This is a genomic window from Streptomyces sp. NPDC001373, from assembly GCF_042895815.1.
Lineage (GTDB): Bacteria > Actinomycetota > Actinomycetes > Streptomycetales > Streptomycetaceae > Streptomyces.
Window position 1 is genome coordinate 1 of the sequence record NZ_JBIAWQ010000022.1, and the last position, 21,277, is coordinate 21,277.

At 72.3% G+C, this 21,277-nt stretch carries 22 protein-coding genes, 1 tRNA gene and 1 pseudogene; 16 read left to right on the plus strand and 8 right to left on the minus strand.

The features are described from left to right. A pseudogene (locus ACFY15_RS31940) lies at nt 1–134 on the minus strand (phosphoadenylyl-sulfate reductase); the annotation flags it as partial. Nucleotides 135–502: 368 nt separating this feature from the next. Between ACFY15_RS31940 and ACFY15_RS31945 the strand changes: the two are divergent. The 4 genes from ACFY15_RS31945 to ACFY15_RS31960 all read left to right on the plus strand — a co-directional run bounded on the left by ACFY15_RS31945 (nt 503) and on the right by ACFY15_RS31960 (nt 5,804). Next, nucleotides 503–2,185: a hypothetical protein gene (locus ACFY15_RS31945; protein WP_390826544.1), complete on the plus strand. Its 1,683-nt coding sequence runs from the start codon at nt 503–505 to the stop codon at nt 2,183–2,185. Next, nucleotides 2,182–3,360 (plus strand): hypothetical protein, encoded by a 1,179-nt coding sequence (locus ACFY15_RS31950; protein WP_390690577.1) that lies wholly within the window; start codon nt 2,182–2,184, stop codon nt 3,358–3,360. The genes ACFY15_RS31945 and ACFY15_RS31950 overlap by 4 nt, the downstream gene beginning before the upstream one ends. 22 nt (nt 3,361–3,382) lie before the next feature. Further along, complete coding sequence (locus ACFY15_RS31955) at nt 3,383–5,092, plus strand: nitrite/sulfite reductase (protein WP_390826545.1); 1,710 nt, start codon at nt 3,383–3,385, stop codon at nt 5,090–5,092. Nucleotides 5,093–5,168: 76 nt separating this feature from the next. Then, on the plus strand, nt 5,169–5,804 hold the full coding sequence (locus ACFY15_RS31960; protein ID WP_390826546.1) for a glyoxalase: 636 nt from the start codon (nt 5,169–5,171) through the stop codon (nt 5,802–5,804). A 16-nt stretch (nt 5,805–5,820) separates the two neighbouring features. Here ACFY15_RS31960 and ACFY15_RS31965 read toward each other — a convergent pair whose 3' ends face one another. Then, a complete protein-coding gene (locus tag ACFY15_RS31965) occupies nt 5,821–6,051 on the minus strand; it encodes a hypothetical protein (RefSeq protein ID WP_390826547.1) in 231 nt (76 codons plus the stop codon). Next, the gene (locus ACFY15_RS31970) at nt 6,044–6,208 is read right to left on the minus strand and encodes a hypothetical protein (RefSeq protein WP_390826548.1); all 165 of its coding nucleotides are present in this window, start codon (nt 6,206–6,208) and stop codon (nt 6,044–6,046) included. Before ACFY15_RS31970 ends, ACFY15_RS31965 begins: the two co-directional genes overlap by 8 nt. 196 nt (nt 6,209–6,404) lie before the next feature. Here ACFY15_RS31970 and ACFY15_RS31975 point away from each other — a divergent pair, with 196 nt between their 5' ends. Together ACFY15_RS31975 and ACFY15_RS31980 are read left to right on the plus strand one after the other, a co-directional pair. Next, nucleotides 6,405–7,640, plus strand: a complete 1,236-nt coding sequence (locus ACFY15_RS31975; RefSeq protein WP_390826549.1) for a helix-turn-helix domain-containing protein — start codon at nt 6,405–6,407, stop codon at nt 7,638–7,640. After that, complete coding sequence (locus tag ACFY15_RS31980) at nt 7,631–8,137, plus strand: GNAT family N-acetyltransferase (protein ID WP_390826550.1); 507 nt, start codon at nt 7,631–7,633, stop codon at nt 8,135–8,137. Before ACFY15_RS31975 ends, ACFY15_RS31980 begins: the two co-directional genes overlap by 10 nt. Before the next feature lie 117 nt (nt 8,138–8,254). Here the strand turns inward: ACFY15_RS31980 and ACFY15_RS31985 are convergent, their stop codons facing one another. After that, entirely contained in the window at nt 8,255–9,652 is a 1,398-nt protein-coding gene (locus ACFY15_RS31985) for a pyridoxal phosphate-dependent decarboxylase family protein (protein ID WP_390826551.1), read from the minus strand. Between the two features lie 181 nt (nt 9,653–9,833). Between ACFY15_RS31985 and ACFY15_RS31990 the strand changes: the two genes are divergently transcribed. Then, complete coding sequence (locus tag ACFY15_RS31990; protein ID WP_390826552.1) at nt 9,834–10,190, plus strand: nuclear transport factor 2 family protein; 357 nt, start codon at nt 9,834–9,836, stop codon at nt 10,188–10,190. A gap of 63 nt (nt 10,191–10,253) precedes the next feature. On the opposite strand, the gene ACFY15_RS31995 is transcribed toward ACFY15_RS31990, so the two are convergent. After that, on the minus strand, nt 10,254–10,637 hold the full coding sequence (locus ACFY15_RS31995) for a hypothetical protein (RefSeq protein ID WP_042815963.1): 384 nt from the start codon (nt 10,635–10,637) through the stop codon (nt 10,254–10,256). A gap of 185 nt (nt 10,638–10,822) precedes the next feature. Here ACFY15_RS31995 and ACFY15_RS32000 point away from each other — a divergent pair. The 3 genes from ACFY15_RS32000 (at nt 10,823) to ACFY15_RS32010 (ending at nt 12,920) form a co-directional block, all read left to right on the plus strand. Next, nucleotides 10,823–10,907, plus strand: a tRNA-Lys gene (locus ACFY15_RS32000). A gap of 261 nt (nt 10,908–11,168) precedes the next feature. Continuing rightward, nucleotides 11,169–12,260, plus strand: coding sequence for an iron-containing redox enzyme family protein (locus ACFY15_RS32005; RefSeq protein ID WP_390690586.1), 1,092 nt, complete (start codon nt 11,169–11,171; stop codon nt 12,258–12,260). Nucleotides 12,261–12,263: 3 nt separating this feature from the next. Beyond that, complete coding sequence (locus ACFY15_RS32010) at nt 12,264–12,920, plus strand: hypothetical protein (protein WP_390690587.1); 657 nt, start codon at nt 12,264–12,266, stop codon at nt 12,918–12,920. Between the two features lie 110 nt (nt 12,921–13,030). Here the strand turns inward: ACFY15_RS32010 and ACFY15_RS32015 are convergent, their stop codons facing one another. Further along, complete coding sequence (locus ACFY15_RS32015; RefSeq protein WP_390690588.1) at nt 13,031–13,183, minus strand: hypothetical protein; 153 nt, start codon at nt 13,181–13,183, stop codon at nt 13,031–13,033. A gap of 14 nt (nt 13,184–13,197) precedes the next feature. Further along, a complete protein-coding gene (locus ACFY15_RS32020) occupies nt 13,198–14,211 on the minus strand; it encodes a bifunctional lysylphosphatidylglycerol flippase/synthetase MprF (RefSeq protein ID WP_390826553.1) in 1,014 nt (337 codons plus the stop codon). Between the two features lie 256 nt (nt 14,212–14,467). On the opposite strand from ACFY15_RS32020, the gene ACFY15_RS32025 reads away from it, so the two are divergent. Genes ACFY15_RS32025 through serS form a run of 6 tightly spaced genes read left to right on the plus strand, consistent with a single transcriptional unit; the run spans nt 14,468 to nt 20,548 of the window. Then, nucleotides 14,468–15,607, plus strand: a complete 1,140-nt coding sequence (locus tag ACFY15_RS32025) for an acyl-CoA dehydrogenase family protein (RefSeq protein ID WP_390826554.1) — start codon at nt 14,468–14,470, stop codon at nt 15,605–15,607. A 51-nt stretch (nt 15,608–15,658) separates the two neighbouring features. Further along, complete coding sequence (locus ACFY15_RS32030) at nt 15,659–16,198, plus strand: hypothetical protein (RefSeq protein ID WP_390690591.1); 540 nt, start codon at nt 15,659–15,661, stop codon at nt 16,196–16,198. Then, the gene (locus ACFY15_RS32035; protein WP_390690592.1) at nt 16,195–16,788 is read left to right on the plus strand and encodes a flavin reductase family protein; all 594 of its coding nucleotides are present in this window, start codon (nt 16,195–16,197) and stop codon (nt 16,786–16,788) included. Before ACFY15_RS32030 ends, ACFY15_RS32035 begins: the two co-directional genes overlap by 4 nt. Further along, nucleotides 16,785–17,768: a VlmB-like protein gene (locus tag ACFY15_RS32040; protein WP_390690593.1), complete on the plus strand. Its 984-nt coding sequence runs from the start codon at nt 16,785–16,787 to the stop codon at nt 17,766–17,768. Before ACFY15_RS32035 ends, ACFY15_RS32040 begins: the two co-directional genes overlap by 4 nt. A gap of 5 nt (nt 17,769–17,773) precedes the next feature. Beyond that, nucleotides 17,774–19,252, plus strand: coding sequence for an APC family permease (locus ACFY15_RS32045; protein ID WP_390826555.1), 1,479 nt, complete (start codon nt 17,774–17,776; stop codon nt 19,250–19,252). Between the two features lie 18 nt (nt 19,253–19,270). After that, complete coding sequence (gene serS / locus ACFY15_RS32050) at nt 19,271–20,548, plus strand: serine--tRNA ligase (RefSeq protein WP_390690595.1); 1,278 nt, start codon at nt 19,271–19,273, stop codon at nt 20,546–20,548. On the opposite strand, the gene ACFY15_RS32055 is transcribed toward serS, so the two are convergent. Beyond that, entirely contained in the window at nt 20,535–21,260 is a 726-nt protein-coding gene (locus tag ACFY15_RS32055) for a 4'-phosphopantetheinyl transferase family protein (protein ID WP_390690596.1), read from the minus strand. The two genes, serS and ACFY15_RS32055, sit on opposite strands and share 14 nt — an antisense overlap. Nucleotides 21,261–21,277: the final 17 nt, after the last annotated feature.

The window sequence follows — 21,277 nt, forward strand, 5'->3', positions numbered from 1 at the left end:
GAGGTCACACAGAACCTCGTACCGAAGGTGTCGGCGGCCCAGGTGAGGATCTCCGGCGCGGAGGCGTCCTCCAGCTCCCGGCCCGCCCGCTCGGCCAGCTCTTTCCTATCTCCGTGTGCCTGGATCGTCGTCACCCGGCGGCTCCTTCAGAAAGGGGAACGCGGCGAACCGGTCAGGAATTTTCTGAGCCGAGATTAGCAATGCCGACACATAAAGCACTGACGGTCCGCTGATCGGGGGTATTTTCCGGACGAACCAGCCACCCAAAGCCACTGACCATCACGTTTCCTTGATTTCAGGGGTTTTGCGGGGCGCGGTCAGGGCGCGGTAAGCGACTCATCAGCGGACCGCCAGCGCCCTTGTGCGACAGTGACCGGAAATAGCGCCGTCGATTCCCCCCATATTCTGTCCGATATCCCCGGAGAGGGCACGCGGAGAAATGAGCCTGCAAGGACCGCGCCGAGGAAGGCTGATACGCCGCCTCGCACTCTGTCTGTCGGCGGTGGGACTCACCGCCTCCATGCTCACCGCGGCGGAACCCGCCGCCGCCGGCACGCCGGAGACCTGGACCTCCACCTTCCAGGGCTCGGACGGCGTCACCTACTCGGCGACCAACCACCTGGTGGCCCCCGCCGGAGGCCCGGGCCGGCAGTGGATGCTGGTCTGGGCCGGCCCGGCCAAGCAGCCCGCGCCCGACTTCCTGACCGTCATCGACGCGACCCCGGGCTCCCCCACGTACGGCAAGGTCGCCAACACCGTGACCGTCGGCCCGGGCAACGGCAACGAGCCGCACCACATGCAGTACGTGTGGCACAAGGGCGACCGGATCTACGCCGGCGGCATCATGAGCGACACCACCTTCGTGTTCGACGCGAAGGCCCTGCCCGCGCTGACCATCGCCGGGGTCAACACCGCGGCCGACACGCCCTGCGGCACCCTGCCCGACGCCTACCAGGTGCTGAGCGACGGCACCGCGTACGGCACGTACATGGGCGGCCCGAACGTCACCGGCCCCTGCACCTACACCAACGGCCAGGTGCGGGTCGGCAACGGCGCCGCGGGCTCGCCCGGCGAGATCGTCCGGATCGGGCAGGACGGCCGGACCCTCGCCGAGATCCCGGCCGCCACCGAGGCGGGCGAGGACCCGGCGCAGTGCGGCAACATCCCGGCGCTGCCGGCCGCGACCTGCGCCAACCCGCACGGCATCGCGGTCCGCGAGGACCTGAACGTCATGGTGGCCAGCGACTTCGCCGAGGCCCGCAACTTCATGACGCCGGACTCGGCGCTGAAGGAGAACCTGGCCCGCCAGACCGTCCGGGTCTTCGACATCACCAAGCGCGACGACCCCGTGCTGAAGTCGGTGTCCAAGGTGGCCGACGGGCCGCGCGGGGCGCAGGAGCAGCGGGCCTTCTTCCGCGAGTCCCGCGTGGTCATGGAGACCGCGCTGACCAACCGGCCCGGCCACAAGGGCGCGTTCGTCTCCTCGATGGCCGGCGGGGCCGTCTTCTACACCCCGGACATCACCGCGCCCGCCCCGCAGTGGAAGGAGGTCTTCGACGACACGACCGCCTACCGGACCTTCCAGAGCGACAAGGACGTCACCGGCAGCGGCGACAACGGCAGCTGGCTGGCCGTCAGCCCCGACGACCGGTTCCTCTTCCACACGGTGATGGGCCAGTCGGTGCCCTACGGCAAGCCGCTGGACCGGACGACGGGCATGATCTACGTGCTGGACATCCAGAAGCTGCTCGCGGCCGGCGACGGCGCGAAGTGCTCCGTCGACGAGCTGGCGGAGGCGAGCCGCGGCGGGCGGGAGCGGGACTGCCCGGAGCTGGTGAGCACCGTCCCGATCCGCGACGTCAGCTCCGGCGGCCCGCACTGGGGCGCCATGGACAACTTCAAGCGCGGCGCCGACGGCGTCTACCGGGAGACCACGCAGGTCAGCCGGATCGCGGTGGCCAACTACTTCGTCGCCGGGTCCTTCGGCGGCGGCGGCGACCACCGGGTGTGCATGTTCGACCTCGACCGGCGCGGCCGGGTGACCCTCGACCGGTCCTTCCGCGACGAGAACAACGGCAAGCCGTGCGTCGGCTTCAACCGGGCCTCCTGGCCGCACGGCGAATACGGCGACGCGCAGCCGCACGGCGTGCTGTTCGTGGTCAGCGACAGCGTCGTCCGGCGGTGAACGCAGTCCTCCTGGCGGCGGTCGTCCTGACCGCCGCCCTGGCGCTCGGCGTGCTGCTGCTCCTGCGGACGCGGCTGCTCGCCCGCCGCTCCGCCGCCACGGCGTACTTCGCCGCGGCGGCGGCCTGCGCGGCCCTGGCCGGGAGCCTGGGCCCGTCGGGGGGCGGGGCCGCGGTCCCGGCCGGCGGCGGGCCGGTGCTGGGCTCGGTCGGCCTCGGTGGGCAGCGGGTGCCGGTGCTGGTGGTGCCGAACCGGCCCGGGTACAACCTGGTGGCCGTCGCCGCCCCCGACGCCTCCGCCGGAACCGTCCGGGACCGCCTCGCCAAGGGCGGCCCCCGGCCCGGGTCGGCGCTGACCTGGGTCCCGGTCGAACTGCCGGCCGGGCCCGGGCAGGTGTGGGTCTCCGCCGGCGGGGCCGTCGCCCCCCTCGCCGTGGACACCGGCCGCGCGGGGGCCGCGCCGGCCCCGGCCGGGCTGCGGGGCGCCGACGGGCCGGAGTGCGCGAGCGCCGCCGCCGGGTCGGTGCTGGGCGGCCGTGCGAAGCCGCCGGCCGGCTGCCCGTCCGACGCCCTGGCGGCAGCGGACGCGGCCGCGCTGCGGGAGACCGTCTCCTTCCTCGCCGGGCGCGGCACCCGGGCCGTCTCCCTCGTCGAGGACGACTCGCCGCGCGGGCGGGCCGCGGCCGCCGAGGTCCGTACCGCCGCCGCCCGCGCGGGGATCTCCGTCACCGCCCCCGACGCCTCCTCCCGCCGTCCGCTGGTCGTCACCTCCGGCTGGGCGGGCGCGGACGCCGCCGTCCACGACGTCGAGGCCGGCCGCACCGTCGCCGAGGGCACCTACCTGGCGCCCTGGCTGCTCACCGCGCCGCTGCTCTCGCCGAGCGCGGGCCAGCTCATCCCGTTGCGCTACGCCCCGACCAGCCCGGCCGCGGTGGAGTACGCCGCCGCGCTGGGCGAGCGCCTCCCCGGCGAGGTGCCGACCGCCGCCGGGTACGAGGCCTGGCGCGCGGCGCGCGGCACCGCGGGCCCGGCGCCCGCGAAGCTGTACGCCGCCGCCGTGCTGTACGTGCCCGGCAGCGGCGGTCCCGCGGCGGCCGGAGGCCACCACCACGGCGCGTCCGCGAACTGGCTGCCCAGCGGAATGATCGTCCCCGTAGCGGGCCTCGGCACCACCTGACGACCCGACAAGGAGCAGGACCATGACGGAAACAGTCGCCGCGCCGCCGGTCCGGACCGCCAGATCCGCGCGCCCCGCCGCCGCCCAGCGCCCCGAGGGGCAGTGGGCGCTGGGCGAGCGGGAACCGCTCAACGCCAACGAGGAGTTCAAGGCGGTCGAGGACCCCCTGCTCGTCCGGGAGCGCATCGAGCGGGTCTACTCCCGCGAGGGCTTCGCGAGCATCGACCCCGACGACCTGCGCGGCCGCATGCGCTGGTGGGGGCTGTACACCCAGCGCAAGCCCGGCATCGACGGCGGGAAGACCGGCTCGCTCGCCCCGGAGGAGCTGGAGGACGAGCACTTCATGATGCGGGTGCGCAGCGACGGCGGCACCCTCGACGCCGCCCAGCTGCGGGCGATCGCCGACGTCTCGATGCGCTTCGCCCGCAACACCGCGGACGTCACCGACCGGCAGAACATCCAGCTGCACTGGGTGCGGATCGAGGACGTGCCGGCGATCTGGCGGCGGCTGGAGGAGGTCGGCCTGTCGACGACCGAGGCGTGCGGGGACTGCCCGCGCGTGATCGTCGGCAGCCCGGTGGCGGGGGTCGGCGCGGACGAGGTGCTCGACGCGACCCCGGCGGTACGGGAGATCGCCGCCCGGTACGTCGGCGACCCGTCCCTCTCCAACCTGCCGCGCAAGTACAAGTCGGCGGTGTCCTGGCTGCCGGACGTCCCGTACGAGATCAACGACCTGGCCTTCCTGGGCGCGGTCCACCCCGAGCACGGGCCCGGCTTCGGCATGTGGGTGGGCGGCGGCCTGTCGACCGTCCCGATCCTGGCGCAGCACGTGGGGGTGTGGGTCCCCCTCGCCGACGTCCCCGACGTGTGGGCGGCGGTAGCCCGCCTCTTCCGCGACTACGGCTACCGGCGGCTGCGCGGCCGGGCCCGGCTGAAGTTCCTGGTGGCCGACTGGGGCGTGGAGAAGTTCCGCCGCGTCCTGGAGGAGGAGTACCTGGGCCGCCCCCTCCTCGACGGACCGGCCCCCGCGCTCCCCCCGGCCCCGATCGACCACATCGGCGTCCACCCCCAGAACGACGGCCTGTCGTACGTGGGCGCCGCCCCGGTCGCCGGCCGCCTCTCGGGCACCAGGCTGGCGGCCCTGGCCGACCTCGCCGAAACCCACGGCAGCGGCCGCGTACGTCTGACCCCGTACCAGAAGCTCCTGGTCCTGGACGTCGCCGACCCGGAGCCCCTGATCACCGACCTGGCGGAGATCGGCCTCCAGGCCCGCCCCTCGCCCTGGCGGCGCAACACGATGGCCTGCACGGGGATCGAGTACTGCAAGCTGGCGATCGTCGAGACGAAGGAGCGGGCGGCAACCCTCGTCGCGGAACTGGAGAAGCGCCTGTCGGGCGAACCGGACCTCCCCGACCTCAACATCAACCTCAACGGCTGCCCCAACTCCTGCGCCCGCACGCAGGTCGCCGACATCGGCCTGAAGGGCCAGCTGGTGGCGGACGAGGACGGCCGCCAGGTGGAGGGCTTCCAGATCCACCTGGGCGGCAGCCTGAGCCTCGCCGCGGACCAGGAGGGCGGCTTCGGCAAGAAGCTCCGCGGCCTGAAGACCACGGCGGCGGACCTCCCGGACTACGTGGAACGCGTCACCCGCGCCTACCTGGCGGGCCGCACCTCCCCCGAGGAACCCTTCGCGTCCTGGGTGGCCCGCTGCGAGGAGTCGGACCTCCAGTAGGCCCCCGGACGGGCGGCGGACGACCGGTCAGGATTCGAGAAGCACCGGCCGCCGTGCCGCCCGTAGCGTGAGAGCCATGGAAACCACCGCCTCCACCACCACGTCCCTCGCCTCCGTCACCCTCGAGGTGGCCGACGTCGAAGCCGCCCGCCACTTCTACACCGCCTTCGGCGTCGGCGCCCACGTACACCTGCGGCCGTCCGAGGCCCACACCACCGGATTCCGCGGCTTTACCCTGGGCCTCACGGTCTCCAACCCGGCCACCGTCGACGGCTTCTTCAACGCTGCCGTGGACGCCGGCGCCACCGTCCTCAAGCCCGCCACGAAGTCCCTGTGGGGCTACGGCGGCGTCGTCCGGGCCCCGGACGGCACGATCTGGAAGATCGCCACCTCGGAAAAGAAGAACACCGCCCCCGACACCGGCCGGATCGACGAGATCGTCCTCCTCCTCGGCGTCGAGGCGGTCAAGACCACCAGGCAGTTCTACACGGACCGGGGCCTGACGGTCGCCAAGAGCTTCGGCAGCAAGTACGTCGAATTCGCCGCCGGCCCCACCACCCCCGTCAAGCTCGCCCTCTACAAGCGCCGCGCCCTGGCCAAGGACCTCGGCGTCCCGGTCGACGGCACGGGCTCGCACCGCGTCGTCCTCGGCAGCACCACCGACACCTTCACCGACCCGGACGGCTTCACCTGGGAGCCCACCGCCGCGTAGCCCGTGCCGGCCAGGCTCAAAGGGGCCCGGCGGGGCATGTCCAGACGGGTTGGACGTTCCCGACGGCGGTGGTGAACTCACGGCCGGACGCGCCCCGGATGTACGCGAGCTCCACCCACCGCTCGACAGCGGTGTCCGAGACGTTCTCGTTGACCACGGCCATCAGAACGCCCTCCACCCCGGACGCGATGTCGCGGACCCGCTGCCGAAGCAGCCGGTGCGGCACGTACTCGTAGCACTCACTCATCCGACGCCTCCGCGAAGACCCCGAGAAGGAACCGCTCCCACCCGACGAGCGCCCGGTCGAGCAGGTCGGCGCTGGGCGGGGGCAGCGGGGCGGTGCCGGTGTCCGGGCTGCCGGGGGTGTCCACGCTCAGCACGTCGCGCGGAAATGAACTGGCCAAGGTGGCTCCCTACCGTCATCAACGAGGTCGGCCAAGGACGCACTCGCCCCTGGCGGCTGGCACCAGTCAAGGGCCCGCAACCTGCAAGGAACAGGAAGGCTGCCCGGCAGCGGCGCACCAGACAACCGGAAGACTTTGCGTATGCTTTGCGACTCCCCTGGTGCGGAGAGTGAGGATCGGGCTACGTTCCGGTGTCATGGCAGTCAACGCCGTCTTGAAGCAGAAGATGCTCGATCTCGGCCTCACCCAGGACGAGTTGGCAGCTCAGATGAACATCGCTCTGCTGGAGATCACAGGACGTCCGGGTGAGGTGTCCGCACGGACCGTGCGGAACCTGGTGAACGGCGCCACGAGGCGGCCAATCGGCCGTACATGTGCTGCGCTGGAAGCGGTTTTCGGATGCCCCACCCGGGACTTAGGGTTCGACCCACCACGTACTGCCGCACCAGCGGAGGATCCAGTGCACCGTCGAACCTTCCTTGTCGCAGCAACCGGGACAGCCGCTGTCGGCGCGACACGACGCTTGCGGCTGGGCCAGCTGGACACGAGCAGGTTTCACCTGGAGTACACCCGGCTTCTACACGACGATTCACAGCTCGGCGGTGCACGGAGTGTCGAGCACAGGGCGGTCGAACTGGCTACGCGGATTCAGTCCTCTCTCGCGGGCGGCGGCGCCTCGGAACGCATTCAGCGCCAGTTGTACCGGCTCGCCTCAGAAGTGACCTGCCTGGCGGCCTTCGCTGCCATCGACGCGAGCGCGCCGCAACGAGCCCGGACTCATCTCGACCGCGCATTCACCCTGGCAGGGCTCGCACGCGATGCCGAGAGCATGTACCGGGTCTGGGATCACCTGATGCTCACCTCCAGCCAGCGGGAAAACCACGCCGAGGCAGCGGCCGGCGCGGAGGTGATGAAGCGTTCGTCGGTGGCCCGGCGCGACCCGCTGTACGCCTCGCTCGGGCACATGCGGCGTGCGAATGCTCTGGCCCGGCTGCGTCAGCCTGCGGAGTCGACGAGGGCGCTGGACCTCGCCGCCAAGACGTTCGCGCTCGCACCGAGAGAAGACTCGTCGAGTTGGATCTCGTTCTACAGCCGGTCCGAGTTCGACGCCCTGTCCTCGTACGTCTGGACGGCACTCGGGCAGCATGACCGGGCCGAGTCCTGCCTTCACCGCACCCTCGCCGCGATTCCGTCAGGAATGATCCGCAACAAGGCCCTGTATACGGCGCACCTTTCACTGGCGCAGGCGCGGCAGGGCGAGGTGGAGCTGGCCTGTGCAACAGGACGCCGCGCGTACGGGATGCTGCCGCCGGATTCCGGGTCGCAGCGTACGGCGAACACGCTTGCCACAACACGCCAAGTCATCCAGGCCACGGGAACGAAGGAGCCCGAGGTCGTGAGCTGGATCGAGGAGTCACGACGATGGACCTGAAGTGGTACGCGCACGCAGACGCGCAAAACGTCCGCTCCTTGCTCCTGGACGTTCACGACGAGGTGTACGCGGACGACGCCGACCCCTTCCACTCGCGCGAGCGGTTCTCCTACTTCGTCGACCTGTGGTCGGGGCGCGAGGACTGGACGTGTGTCTCGGGGTGGGAGGACGGCAGCCCGGTCGGGTACGCGTACGGGTCGCAGTTCAAGCCCGGTGGGTGGTGGAAGGGGGCCGATCGGCCCGACGGCGTGCGCGGGCGGATCTTCGCGCTGTCCGAGCTGATGGTGGTGCCCCGGTGGCAGGGCACCGGGAGGGCCCAGCGGATCCACGACGCGCTGGTCCGGTCCGTCGAGGCGGACTTCGCGACGCTCCTCGTGGACTCCACCCACACGAAGGTGCGGGCTCTGTACGAGAGGTGGGGCTATGAGAAGCGCGACGAGGCCAAACCCTCCGACGACTCGCCCCTCTACGCGGTCATGGTCCGGGATCTGCCCTGACCTTGGCCCTGACAAGCCGTCCCTCTCTGCGGCATGACCGTCGGCGAGGTCTGACGCGCACCCCCGGCCGGACCCGGGGGATCGGGGCCGGCCGGGGGCGGGGGGTGGCCGAGGGGGTCAGGGGGTCAGTTCCGCGGCGAGGGACTCGAGGATGACGTCCGCGCTGCGGTCCACGTCCTCGCGGGTCGTGCGCCAGTTGACGACCGAGACGCGCATCGCCGCCCGGCCCTCCCACAGCGTGCCGCCGAACCAGCAGACGCCGCTGCGCTGGATGCGGGCGATGACACGGCGGGTGGTCTCGTCGTCGTCGCCGAAGCGGACCAGGAGCTGGTTGAGGACGACGTCGTTGAGGAGTTCCACCCCGGGGACGCCCGAGAGGCGCTCGGCGAAGTGGCGGACGTGGTCGCAGCAGCGTTCGACCAGTTCGGCCACGCCCTCGCGGCCCAGCGTGCGCAGGGCGGCCCAGACGGGGAGGCTGCGGGCGCGGCGGGAGAAGTCGGGGACCCATTCGATGGCGTCGCGTTCGCCGTCGGTGCCCGGCGGGAGGTAGCCGGCGCGTTCGTTGAGCATGGCCGCGCGGTGGGCCTCGGGGTGGGCGATGACGACGATGCCGCAGTCGTAGGGCACGTTGAGCCACTTGTGGGCGTCGAGGGCCCAGGAGTCGGCCCGTTCCACGCCGTCGACCAGGGGGCGGAGCTTCGGGCTGGCCGCGGCCCAGAGGCCGAAGGCGCCGTCGACGTGGACCCAGGCGCCGTGGCGGTGGGCGATGTCGCAGATCTCCCCGACGGGGTCGATCGCGCCGGAGTTGACGTCGCCGATCTGGGCGCAGACGATCACTGGGCCGGTGAGGGTGGAAAGGGTGCGCTCCAGTTCGGCGGGGATCATGCGGCCCTTGTCGTCCACCGGGACGTTGCGGATGCGGGCGGTGCCGAAGCCGAGGTAGCGGGCGGCGAGGTCGATGGTCATGTGGTGCTGGGCGCCCGCGACGATGGCCACGTCCGGGGCGCCGCCCAGGCCCTCGCGCTCCACGTCCCAGCCGGCCTCGGCGAGGAGCTTGTGGCGGGCGGCCGCGAGCGAGGTCAGATGGGCCATGGTGCAGCCGGTGGGGAAGCCGACGGAGGCGTGCGCGGGCAGGCCCAGCAGCTCCAGGACCCACTGGGCGGCGACGTCCTCGGCCACGGCGATGGCCGGGGAGAGGTTGTACAGGCTGGCGGTCTGGTCGTAGGCGGCCACCAGCCAGTCCGTGGCGATCGCGACCGGCAGGGTGCCGCCGGTGACGTAGCCGAAATAGCGGGGGCCGTTGGCCGTCGGGATGCCGCCCTCGGCCACCGCGCGGCCGATGACCTCGATGGTCCCGGCCGGGTCGGCCGGTCCGGCGGGCAGCGGGCCACCGAACATTTTCAGCAGTTGTTCGGAGCCGGCAGTGGCACCCACCGGCCGCTCGGCGAGGCCCGTCAGATATTCGGTGGCCTGCTGATAGGCCAATGCGAGAGGCGCACTGTCTGCTGTGGTCATACTACGAAGCTAGGCGGCTGGCACTGACGTGCGACTGACCCGAATGGCCGGAACTCCCAAAGCCTTGGACAGCGGGCCGTTGGACTGTATTACTTTCTCCTGTGGCCCCGGCCGGTGCGGTCCGTCCGGCCGGTCCGACGGTCCGCCATCCATGCAGAGTCATGAGACGTGAGGAGTTCCGATGTCCGACGAGCAGACCCGCAAGGTTATCGAACAGTTCAACCAGGCATTCCAGCTGCACGACCCCGGCCTGCTGAAGGACATCCTCGGCGAGAACTGCCGTCTGGAGAACTCCGGACCGGCCCCCGACGGCACCAAGCACGTCGGTTATGACGAATGTCTGCAGTTCTGGACCGCGATCGCGGGCAACGAGAACATGACCTTCGAGGTGGAGGACGTCTGGGTGGCCGGCGAGCGCTCCGTCTGCCGCTGGACGCTGCGCTGGGGCGGCGGTCCGAAGGACTTCGTCCGCGGGGTGAACGTGCACCGCCTGGAGGGCGGAAAGCTCGTCGAGAGCTTCGGCTACGTCAAGGGCTGACGGCGGAAACCAGAAGGGCCCGGGCCTTGGAGGCCCGGGCCCTTCACGTGTGGTGACGAGGCGTCAGTCCGCCAGCTGGGAGACGATCATCACGCAGTCCTCCAGGGCCTTCGTGGCGTGGCCCTTGCCCACCGTGTCCTCGACCAGCTGCGTGTTGCCGGGCACGAAGGTGCGCCAGGTGCCGTCGCTGACGCCGCACTCCATCCTGCCGCTGACCAGGGTCATGATCTGGCGGCGCGGCGCCGGGTGGAAGTCGCCGAACCAGCCGGCCGGGATGTACAGGTAGACGGCCTGCTTGGCCGGTATGCCCTCGGAGACGAAGAGCGACGGCGCGGGCGGGGCGAAATTGAGGGCCGTCACCTCCAGCTGCTCGTCGATGAAATGCGATTCGCCGTTCTCGTCGTTGTAGAGGCGGGAAACGGCGATTTTGGCGGTCTCGGCGGTCACGGGAACTCCCTGTGTACGTCGTGAAGAAGTCGGGATCGGTTCGGGATCGATCGCCCTTCACTATCCCGGTCGGCGCTGATGGGGCCCTGACCGATCCGGGCCGGCTGCCGATTTTCTCCTCTCAGATATCCATCAGCCCCGTGTCAGCCGCCGCGTGCCAAGCTGATGGCACAAGAAAGGCCGAAGGAGAGGTACCCAAAGCGGCCGAACGGGGTCCGGCTCTTCGCCGGACGGGCTCTGCCCACGCAGGTTCGAATCCTGCCCTCTCCGCAGGTGCTCATCCCAGGCACGCGCATCCCGATCCGATACCAGGGATGCGCGTGTCTTTGGCATGCGGCGCCCGGACCGCCCGACAGGGCCTCCCCACGCGCCCGTCTCGTCCTCCCCGGACCCGCGGAGCGACCGTATCCGGCCCTTTCCGGCCCCTTCCGGCCCCTCCCGTCCGGGGTCCCGTCGACGGATCCGCACGTTCCCTTCCCCAGCCCGGCGCGACCCGAACAGGCGTCGCTTTCCCGAGCGACCCCGACAGACATGGAGACGCAGTTGCCCAGCAGCGACCACCACACCGTTCCCGTGCTCCGCAGGACGGACGCCGCCGCGCTCGTGGACGAGATCTCGTCCTGGCTGACCGTCGACGCCGACGAGATCGACGCCAAGTTCCTGGGCGAGCGCGCCCGTATCGTCGAGGCCGTCACCGACCTGAACGCGGCGGCCGTGGCCGGCCCCGCCCGCGAGGACGCCCACTACCACCAGCAGCTCCTGCTCTCGCGCATCTACCAGACCGTGATGCAGATCCCCGACCGGCCGAGCGCCGAGGGCTCGGTGCTGCTGCACGAGGTCACCCGCATGCTGGAGAACGCCACCCTGGCCGCCGAGGACGCCCACCTGGAGCCCGGCCTGCTGGAGTCCGCGCCCACCGAGCCCAAGGCGTTCCTGTCCTGGCTGAAGGGCCTGGTGCGCAAGCACCGCGCCTTCAAGCACCCCTACTACACGGAGTTCATCAACCGCGAGGCACGCGAGGACGACCTGCGCACGTACGTCATCCAGGAGTCCCTGATCGACGGCCGTTTCGACGACTTCCTCGCGATGATGCAGATCGGCACGGCCGGCGCCAGCAAGATGGAGATCGCCGCCAACTACTGGGACGAGATGGGCAACGGCGACCCGGAGGCCGTGCACACCCACCTCTTCAACAAGATCTACGAGGTCTTCGACGTCCGCAACGAGGACCTCGAGGCCGCCATGACCACCACCGACCTGCACTCGGGCAACCTCGCGGTGCTGCTGTGCCGCTACCGGCACCTGTACCCGGAGGCGGTCGGCTTCCTCGGGATGACCGAGTGGCTGGCCCCCGACCGGTTCCGCAACGTCGTCCGCGCCTGGGAGCGCCTCGGCCTGCCCGAGGTCGGCATCACCTACCACCGGCTGCACATCACCATCGACTCGCAGCACGCGGCGGGCTGGTTCCACAACGTGGTCATCCCGAGCGCGGACACCGCCTACATGCGCCGGGGCATCGCCCGCGGCGCGCTGTGGCGCGCCAACTCCTCCGCCCGCCACCTCGACGAGCGCCTGGACCTGGCCCGGCTCTCCGCCGAGCGCACGCCCGTCGCCGCGGGCTGAGCCGTGTCCCTGCGGGAGCAAGGCTTCGCGCTGGTCGGCCTGGACCCCGTGCCGGAGGCGGTCGCGGCCGGTTTCCCCGGTCCCCCGCAGCCGGCGCTGCGGCTGCGGATGTCCTGGACGGCGGACGACGACTGGCTGTTCCGGCCCGCCGCCCCGCCCGGCTCCCCGGGCGGGGCCGCCGACCGGGGGCTCGCGGCCGGGCTCTCCGCCCTGCTGCGGCGGGCCCTGTGCGGGCCGTGGCTGGACGTCCACGCGGACCGGCTGATCGAACTGCACCGGGTACGGACCGTGGCGCCCGCGGGGGCGACGGTCCCGGTGCGGCTGCCCGGGCCGGTGCCGGACGCCTGCGAGTTCGCCCTCGTGGCGGTGGTCGGGCGGACCGGGGGCGGGACGGCCCGGTCCCGGCTGTACGGCACCGGCCCGCGCGTGCCCCTGCTGGAGGCGGAACCGGCTCCGGGGCAGGGGCTGCTGTTCGACCGGCGGGTGGTCGCGTACGACGGCCACGAGCTGGCGGCCGGCCCGGACGGCCCGGCCGTGCAGGACCTGCTGGTCGCCCACGTGTTCCGCCCCGTCGGCCCGCAGCCGGCCCTGCGCCGGCGCCCGATGCTGGTCCGCGGCCCGGCCGGCACCCTGATCAGCACCCGCCCGGCGCTGCGCTGACACCGTCCGAGGGGGTGGTGGGGAGGTCCCTCCCCACCACCCCCTCCTTGCCGTGCCCGCGCACGCGCAAGGACCCCGCCGGGCCGCCCGGCGGGGTCCTTGCGCGGGGGCTACTCCCCCGCCGTGCGGAGCATGGAGTCCAGGCGGGTGAGGTCCTCGTCGCACAGGCGGGCGGCCTCCAGGTCGTCGGGGGCGGCCGCGCAGGCCTGGAAGCGGTCCACGACCAGCAGGCCCTGGGCCCGGATCTCCTCGGACGTCGTCATCGTCTGCCTCCCTCTCAGACCGCGTTGCAGGCGCGGAAGACGTGGACCAGCGCGGGCAGGCTCGCGCCGTGCTGGAAGGCGATGTACTCCGGCAGGACGGCGGAGGGCGCCCATTTCTGCTTGTACTCCAGCTGCGTGCGCGCCGGGTAGATGTGCGCGCCGTGCTCCCACAGGTGCTCCATGAACCAGTGGAAGCCCAGGCTGTGGCCCGGGAACTGCGGGGCCGTCAGGGAGGTGAAGGGGGTGAACCCGAAGTGCAGCCAGCGGGTTCCCTCGGCCGTGAAGACGTCGATGGCGGCCTTGTTGAGGGCCTCCATCACTCCGGGCGGGGAGTCGGGCTGCCGGCGGCTCAGGTCGTGCATCCAGCCGGGCTGCGGCCCGTACACCGGGGCGTAGGAGACGTAGCCGATCAGCTCGCCGTCGCGGACGGCGGCGAAGAGCCGGCGCAGGTGCTGATAGCGGCCGCCGGTCTGGCCGACGAGGAACTCCAGGGGTTTGACGCCCTCGCCCTTGGTGGAGAGCCAGGCGGCGTCCAGTTCCCCGATCTGCCCGGCGTAGTCCTCGTAGGGGACTTCCTTGATCTCCAGGCCGCTGCGCAGGGCCCGGGAGATCTTGTTGCGCAGCTGCATGAACTTCGTGCCGGCCAGGGTGAAGGTCTCCAGGTCGACGGCGTACGAGGCACCCATCTGGTTCACGGTGAAGCCCTGGTCGACGTAGACGTCGGCGTCCGCGCCCTGGAGCTGGACGGACACGATCTCGCGTCCCTGCTCGGCGGCGAAGGCCCTGAAGGCGGCCAGCAGGCGGGCGCGGGGGCCGTCCGGGCCGGCGGGGGCGAAGGGGGCGAAGGGGCCGCCGAACTGGACGAGGTAGCGGCCGACGGGCCGGTAGACGATCACCCCGGGCCCGTCCGGGAGCCGGAAATAGCTGTTCCCGTCACTGAAGGCGAAATACGCGCTCGGATTTCCGGCGTCCGCGTACTGCCGGATGGCGTCGAGCGCGACATCCGTCTCCAGAATCGTTCCGGTCATGTGAAATCCATTCTCGCGGCAGCACTACCGCTACTTATGGCACGGGGCGCCGGCCCCCACAAGGCCGCAGCCGCCCGCGGTCAGTCGCCCGTCAGGGGAGGGTCAGGCAAAACCGCTGGTCAGATGAGCGTCAGGCCTCAGTCAGATGGCGACTGGAAGACTCTCTCTGCATATTCGACTTTCGGACCGACGGGAATCCCGAAGATCCGGACGCGAAATCCAAGAGAGCCCGAGAGAGCCCGAGGAGAACACGGCGATGCGTTCCCTGACGACAGCGCGCGGGATCTGCGAGCAATTCCACGCAGGTCTTCTCGACGCACTCGAAGAGCTGCCGCTCACCGCCCGGGAGGGCGCGGACAGCCCGGTGCTGGAGCTGTACCGCAAGCACGGCGGGCCCGGGCTGCTCGTGCCGGCCGCGTACGGCGGTGCGGCCGCCGGTCCGCTGGAGGCGGTCCGGGTGCAGCGGGCGATCGCCTCCGTCTCGCCCTCGCTGGGCGTGGCCACGACGATGCACCACTTCACGGTGGCGATGCTGTTCCGGCTGGCGGAGGCCGCCGACCGGCTGACCCCGGCCCAGCTCAAGCTGATGTCCGCGGTGGCCTCCGACGGGCTGCTGCTGGCGTCCGGCTGGGCCGAGGGGCGGACCGACCAGAACATCCTCGCGCCCTCCGTCGTCGCCGAGCGCACCCCGGGCGGCTACCGGGTCAACGGCGCGAAGAAGCCGTGCAGCCTCTCCGGTTCGATGGACGTGCTGACGGCCAGCGTGCAGGTGACGGAGGAGGACGGGCGCTCCGCGCTGGCGCTGATGCTGATCCCCGCCTCCTCCCCCGGTGTGGAGACCCGGCCGTTCTGGGCCACCCCGGTGCTGGCGGCCTCGCAGAGCCACGAGGTCCGGCTCACCGACGTGGAGGTCCCCGAGGACCTCGTCATCCACAGCACCCCCGAGGACGCCGACCGGCTCGACGACCTCCAGACGGCCGGGTTCACCTGGTTCGAGCTCCTCGCCACCTCCTCGTACGTCGGCGCCGCGTCCACGCTGGTCGCGCAGGTGCTGGCCGGCGGGCGGGGCAGCGCCTCGGAGCGGGCGCAGCTGGCGGTCCGGATGGACGCGGCGGTCTCGCTCGTGGAGGGCGCGGCCCGCTCGCTGGAGGACGGCACCGAGGGCGACGAGGCGGTGGCGGCGGTGCTGACCGCCCGCTACGCCACGCAGGACCTGCTGTCCCAGACCGTCGACCAGGCCGTGGAGATGCTCGGTGGGATGGCCTACATCCGTTCGGGTGATGTGGCCTACCTGGCCTCAGCGGTCCGCGCCCTGGCCTTCCACCCGCCGTCGCGGGCGAGCGTGGCCGCGGAGCTGGCCGATTACTTCGCCGGCGGCCCGCTGCGCCTGTCCTGACCCGCCGGCAGCATCCCGTCGCGCGGCCCGCCCGCAGTAAGGACACCCTTCATGGACATCAAGAACCCGGTGGAATCGCCGGTCACCTTCAGCCTGCACCGCCTGGAGTACCTGGTCGCGTTCGCCGTGACGATCGGGTTCATCCTGTGGCACTTCATGGACATCAACTGGTTCGCGGCGATCGGCCTGTTCCTGTACATCGACCTGATCGGCTACATCCCGGGCGCGATCGCCTACCGGCGCAGCGCGGACAAGCAGATCCACAAGGCGTTCTACGTCCTGTACAACTCGATGCACAGCCTGCTCAGCGTGGCCGCGGTCGGCCTGCTGTGGATGTGGCTGATCGGGCCCGAGTGGGCGCTGCTGGCCCTGCCGTTCCACGTCTTCGGCGACCGGGGCGTCTTCGGCAACTTCCTCAAGCCGTTCGGGCTGCCCTTCGAGCCGGAGGACACCCCGCTGGTGCACCAGCTGACGGCCATGCTCAAGCGCCGCTCGGCCACCGACGGGCCGGTCCCGCTGCCGTACGACGAGCACCCCGCGACCCTCGCCGCCACGGGCGTCTCCGCTCCGGCCGTCGGGGTGAACCGGTGAGCCGCTATCCCGCCTGGCTGACGGACCGCTCGCCCTCGGCGTCCGCCGAGGGGTACGAGGACCCCGACGCGGCCCGCCTGGCCCTGCGCCGGCTGGCGTCGAGCGTGACGGTGCTGACCGTCAGCCGTGACGGGGTCCGGCACGGCACCACCGCCAGTGCCGTGGTCACCCTCTCCCGCGACCCCCTGGTCCTGGGCGCCTGCCTGCGGCCCACCTCGACGTTCGCGTCGATGGTCCGCCGGGCCGGCCGCTTCTCGGTGAACGTGCTCGGCTCCGCCCAGCAGGACGTCGCCCGCCGCTTCGCCAACCCGCAGCGCCCGCTCGGCGACGCCCAGTTCGAGGGCTTCGACTGGTCCACCGACCCGCTCACCGGGGCCCCGCTGATCGGCGGCAGCCTCGCCCACATGGCCTGCCGGGTCCTCGGCTGGCACCAGGTCGGCGACCACGACATGCTCCTCGCCGAGGTCACGGGCGGCTCGCACACCGTCGACTCCCCGATGCTCAGCTTCGCCGGCCGTATGCACAGCGCCTGCGTCACCCCCGCCGCTTCCGTCTCCGTTCCCGCTTCTCCCAGTGAGGTTGCGTCATGACCACCCTTCCGCAGATCCCCGTCGAGGCCGACTGGGACCGCGCGCCCAACCTGCTCGACGGCGCCCAGGAGATGACCCTGACCGCCGAGGAGTGCGACCTGGGGTACTGGCTGTCGGCCGTCGCCCAGGGGACCCTGCGCGGGCGGGCCGAGGCCGGGCACGACGCCGTCACCCCCGCGCACATGCGCGAGGAGGGCCCGCTGCGCGAGGCGCTCGTGCTGGAGCTGGGCAACCGGTCGCTGGCCGAGTCCCGGGCCGTGAACGTGCTGTCCCACTACGTCATCGGCGCGCCCGGCGTCGTCGAGCAGGAGTTCTTCACCACCCAGGTGGTCGACGAGGCCCGGCACGCGATGATCTTCCGCAAGCACCTGGTCGACCTCGGGGTGCCCGAGGCGGGGCTGCTGGAGTTCATCAGGGAGCAGGGCACCGACTACACGCGGCGCGTGCTGAACCCGATCGCCGAGTTCGCCACCACCGTCGTGCGCGACGAGGGCGACTTCATCGGTGCGGTCGCGGTGTTCACCATCGTCATCGAGGGCGTGCTGGCGCCGGCCGCCGAGCTCAGCGAGCGCAAGTGGACGCTGCTCGACCCGGCGGCCGCCGAGATCGCCCGCGGGGCGTCCATCGACGAGATCCGCCACCTGACCGTCGGCAGCTCGATCGTCCGCGACCACCTCGCGCGCAACCCCTCGTACCGGCCCCGGCTGATCGAGCTGATCCGGCGCGGCCGGCAGCTGTGGGACGAGCTGCCGTCGGAGGAGTTCGTGCTGGAGCGCGAGGAGCTCTTCCAGCAGGGCATGTTCGCCCACGCCGAGCTGCTGAAGGACTACGAGGTGTTCCCCGGCTGCAAGCTGCTGGAGACCACCCCGAAGGAGCGCTACGACCTCGCCGAGCGGTGGACGGACGACATGGCCGAGGTGCGGCTGCCGTACATGGGCATCCCGGAGGCCGTCGACCTGATCCGCACCCACCCGAGGTAGTCCCGGTGACCTCCACGATTCCCGCGAGAACGGAGCGGCGGGCCCCCGCCGCCGCGCCCGGGCTGCGCCGGACCCTGACCACCCCCCGGATCGTCTTCCTGGTGGTCGCCGCCGCGGCCCCCATGTCCGGGGTGGTGGGTTCGGTGCCCCTCGCCTACGCCATCGGCAACGGGGCGGGGGTGCCGGCCACCTTCGCGCTCGCCGGGCTGATACTGCTCTGCTTCTCCGTCGGGTACGCGGCGATGAGCCGGCACGTGGTGGGGGCGGGCGGCTTCTACACGTACATCGGCCAGGGGCTCGGCCGGCCCCTGGCCGTCGCGGGCGGGCTGACGGCCGTCGTCGCCTACACCGCGGCCGTCGCGGGCGTGGCCGGGGCCTTCGGGTACTTCGCCGAACTGGTCTCCGCCGCGCACGGCCTGCCCGTGCCCTGGCCGGTGTGGACCGGCGGGGCGCTGGTCCTGGCGGCCGTGATGGGCTACCGGCGGATCGACCTCAGCGCCCGCCTGCTGGCGGTGCTGATGATCGCCGAGGTGGCGGTGCTGGGCCTGCTGGCACTGGCCATCGGCGTGCGGCACGGGACGGACACCCTGCCCGCCGCGGCGTTCGCGCCCGGCACCGTCCTGGCCCCCGGGCTCGGGGTGGCGCTGATGTTCGCCCTGATCTCGTACGTGGGCTTCGAGGCGGCCGCGCTGTACGGCGAGGAGAGCCGCGACCCCAGACGCAGCGTGCCCGTCGCCACGTACGCGTCCGTCGTGCTCATCACCGTGTTCTTCGCGCTGATCAGCTGGGCGGCCGTCGGGGCGGTCGGCGCGGACCGGGTGGCCGGGACCGCGCAGCGGGAGCTGGGCGACCTGTTCTTCCGGCTGTCGGACGACTACCTCGGCGGCTTCGCGACCGGTGTGATGCAGGTCCTGCTGTGCACCAGCCTGTTCGGGGCGCTGCTCGGGCTGCACACGGCCGCGAACCGCTACCTGTTCGTCCTGGGCCGCGAGCGGGTGCTGCCGGGCTCGCTGGCCCGGGTGCACCCGCGGCACGCCTCCCCGCACCGGGCGAGCGTGGTGCTGTCGGTGGCCACGGCCCTCGTCTGCGGCGTGTTCGCGCTGGCGGGCGCGCACCCGTACACCACCCTGGCGACGACCATGCTGGCCCTGGGCACCGTCGGGATCGTCGCCCTCCAGGCGGCGGTGGCGGTGGCGGTGCTGGTCTTCTTCCGCCGGCACCCCGACGCCCACTGGTGGCGGACCCGGCTGGCGCCGGCGCTGGCCCTGGCCGGGCTGGCGGGCGCGCTGTGGCTGCTGCTGGACAACTTCGCGCTGGTCACCGGCACCGACTCCGCCTGGGTCAACCGGATCCCGTGGCTGATGGTCGCCGCCGCGCTCGGCGGACTCGGGTACGCGGGCTGGCTGCGGGCCCGCGCGCCCGAACGGTACCGGGCCGTCGCCACCGCCGCCCACGACGTACCGCAGCCGCAGGACATCCCGTAACGAGACCGAGGAGCCGTCATGCACGACCCGCACAGCCTGCTCCAGGACGAGGCGGAGGCCGACCTGGCCCGCCGCGGCTACGTCCTGGACCGGGACGCCCTGCGCACTCTGACCGAACGGCGCGCCCGGCTCATCGCCGAGCGGGACAAGCTGCGGGCCGAGCAGAACCGCTCGGCGAAGGTCGGCGGCCCGCCGGACGCGGCCGCCCGGGCCCGGCTCCAGGAGGCCCGGGAGCGGCTGCGGTCGGTGTCGGAGGAGCTCAGGGAGGCGGAGGACGGGCTCGGCGTGCTGCTGCCGGCCGTCCCGAACCGGCCGCACGCCGACGTCCCCGACGGGACCGAGCAGGACCCGCCGGTGGTACGGCGGGTCTGGGGTGAGGTGCCCGGCTTCGAGTTCGCACCGCGCGACCACGTCGACGTGGGCACCCGCCTGGGGATCCTGGACCCGGTGCGCGCCGCCAAGCTGTCGGGCTCGCGCTTCGCGGTGACCCGGGGGGCGGGGGCCCGGCTGGAGCGGGCGCTGGCCGCCTTCCTGCTGGACCTGCACACCACCGAGCACGGGTACACCGAGCACGGGGTGCCGCACCTGGTCAGCCGGGAGACGATGACGGGGACCGGGCAGCTGCCGAAGTTCGAGGACGACCTGTTCCTGACGAACGCCGCCGACCGCGACCTGCTGCTGATCCCGACGGCGGAGGTCCCGCTGGTCAACCTCTACCGGGGCGAGACCCTCCAGGAAGGCGAACTCCCCCTCGCGCTCACCGCGTTCACGCCCTGCTACCGGGCGGAGGCGGGCTCGTACGGCCGCGACACCCGCGGGCTGGTACGGCTGCACCAGTTCGAGAAGGTGGAGCTGGTGCGGATCTGCCACCCCGACCGGGCCGCCGAGGAGCTGGAGCTGCTCACCGGGCACGCCGAGACGGCGCTGCGACGGCTGGGGCTGGCGCACCGGGTCGTGGAACTGCGGGCCGGGGACCTCGGGTTCGCCGCCCGGCGCACCTACGACATCGAGGTGTGGCTGCCGGGCCAGGGGACATACCGGGAGATCTCCTCCTGCTCCGACTGCGGTGACTTCCAGGGCCGCCGGGCCGGCATCCGGGTGCGCGGCCGGGACGGTCGCAAGGCCTTCGCGGCGACCCTGAACGGTTCGGCGCTGCCGGTGGGCCGCACGCTGGTGGCGATCCTGGAGCAGTACCAGCGCGCGGACGGCTCGGTGGCCGTGCCGTCCGCGCTGGTCCCGTACACGGGATTCTCGGCGATCGCCCCGGACGGGACGCCCGTCGTCAGCCCGTCCTGAGCCCCCCGGCGCCGGACCGCGCCGGTGGCCCCGCGGGGGCGCCGGCGCGGTCCGGCCAGGTCAGGACGGTCACCGGCGGCAGTTCCCGGGACACGAACGCGGTCATCGCCCAGGGGCAGTCCTGCCGGGTGGGCTGGAGCGCGGTGTGCCCGTGCCAGGGCAGCGTCCCGTGCCCGGTGATCCCGCGCAGGGTGACGGACCCGTCCGGCCCGAAGGCCAGGTCGACCTCCCGCGCGCCGTCGGTCAGTCCGCGTCCGGTGGCCTTCACGGCGGCCTCCAGCAGGGTCCAGGCGTGGAAGAAGGTGTCGGCGCCGACCTCGTCCGGGGCCCCGGGGTAGACGAACGTGAGCACGTCGAGGCTGCTGGTGGACGGGCGGACCAGCTCGACGTCGACCCCGATGGGCCCGGTCTCGGTGGCGCCGAGCAGCAGCAGCCCGTCCGAGCGGGACCAGCTGACGTGTGTGCCGGGCTGGTCGGGCAGGTAGGGCTTGCCGGCCGGGTCGTAGTGGATGCGCAGGTCGTGGGCGGCGAGCCCGAGCCGCTCGGCGAGCAGGCGGCGGACGGTGAGGCGGGCCCGGAAGAACCGGTGGGCCGCCCGCGCATGGACGAACTCGGCACCGCGCCGCAGCTCCTCCTCGGTCAGGCCCTCGGGGTAGTGCGCGCTGATGTCCTGGGGGGCGACCTGGTCGAGGTCTACCAGCCATGCGTCCATCGTGCTCCTTTCTCTGG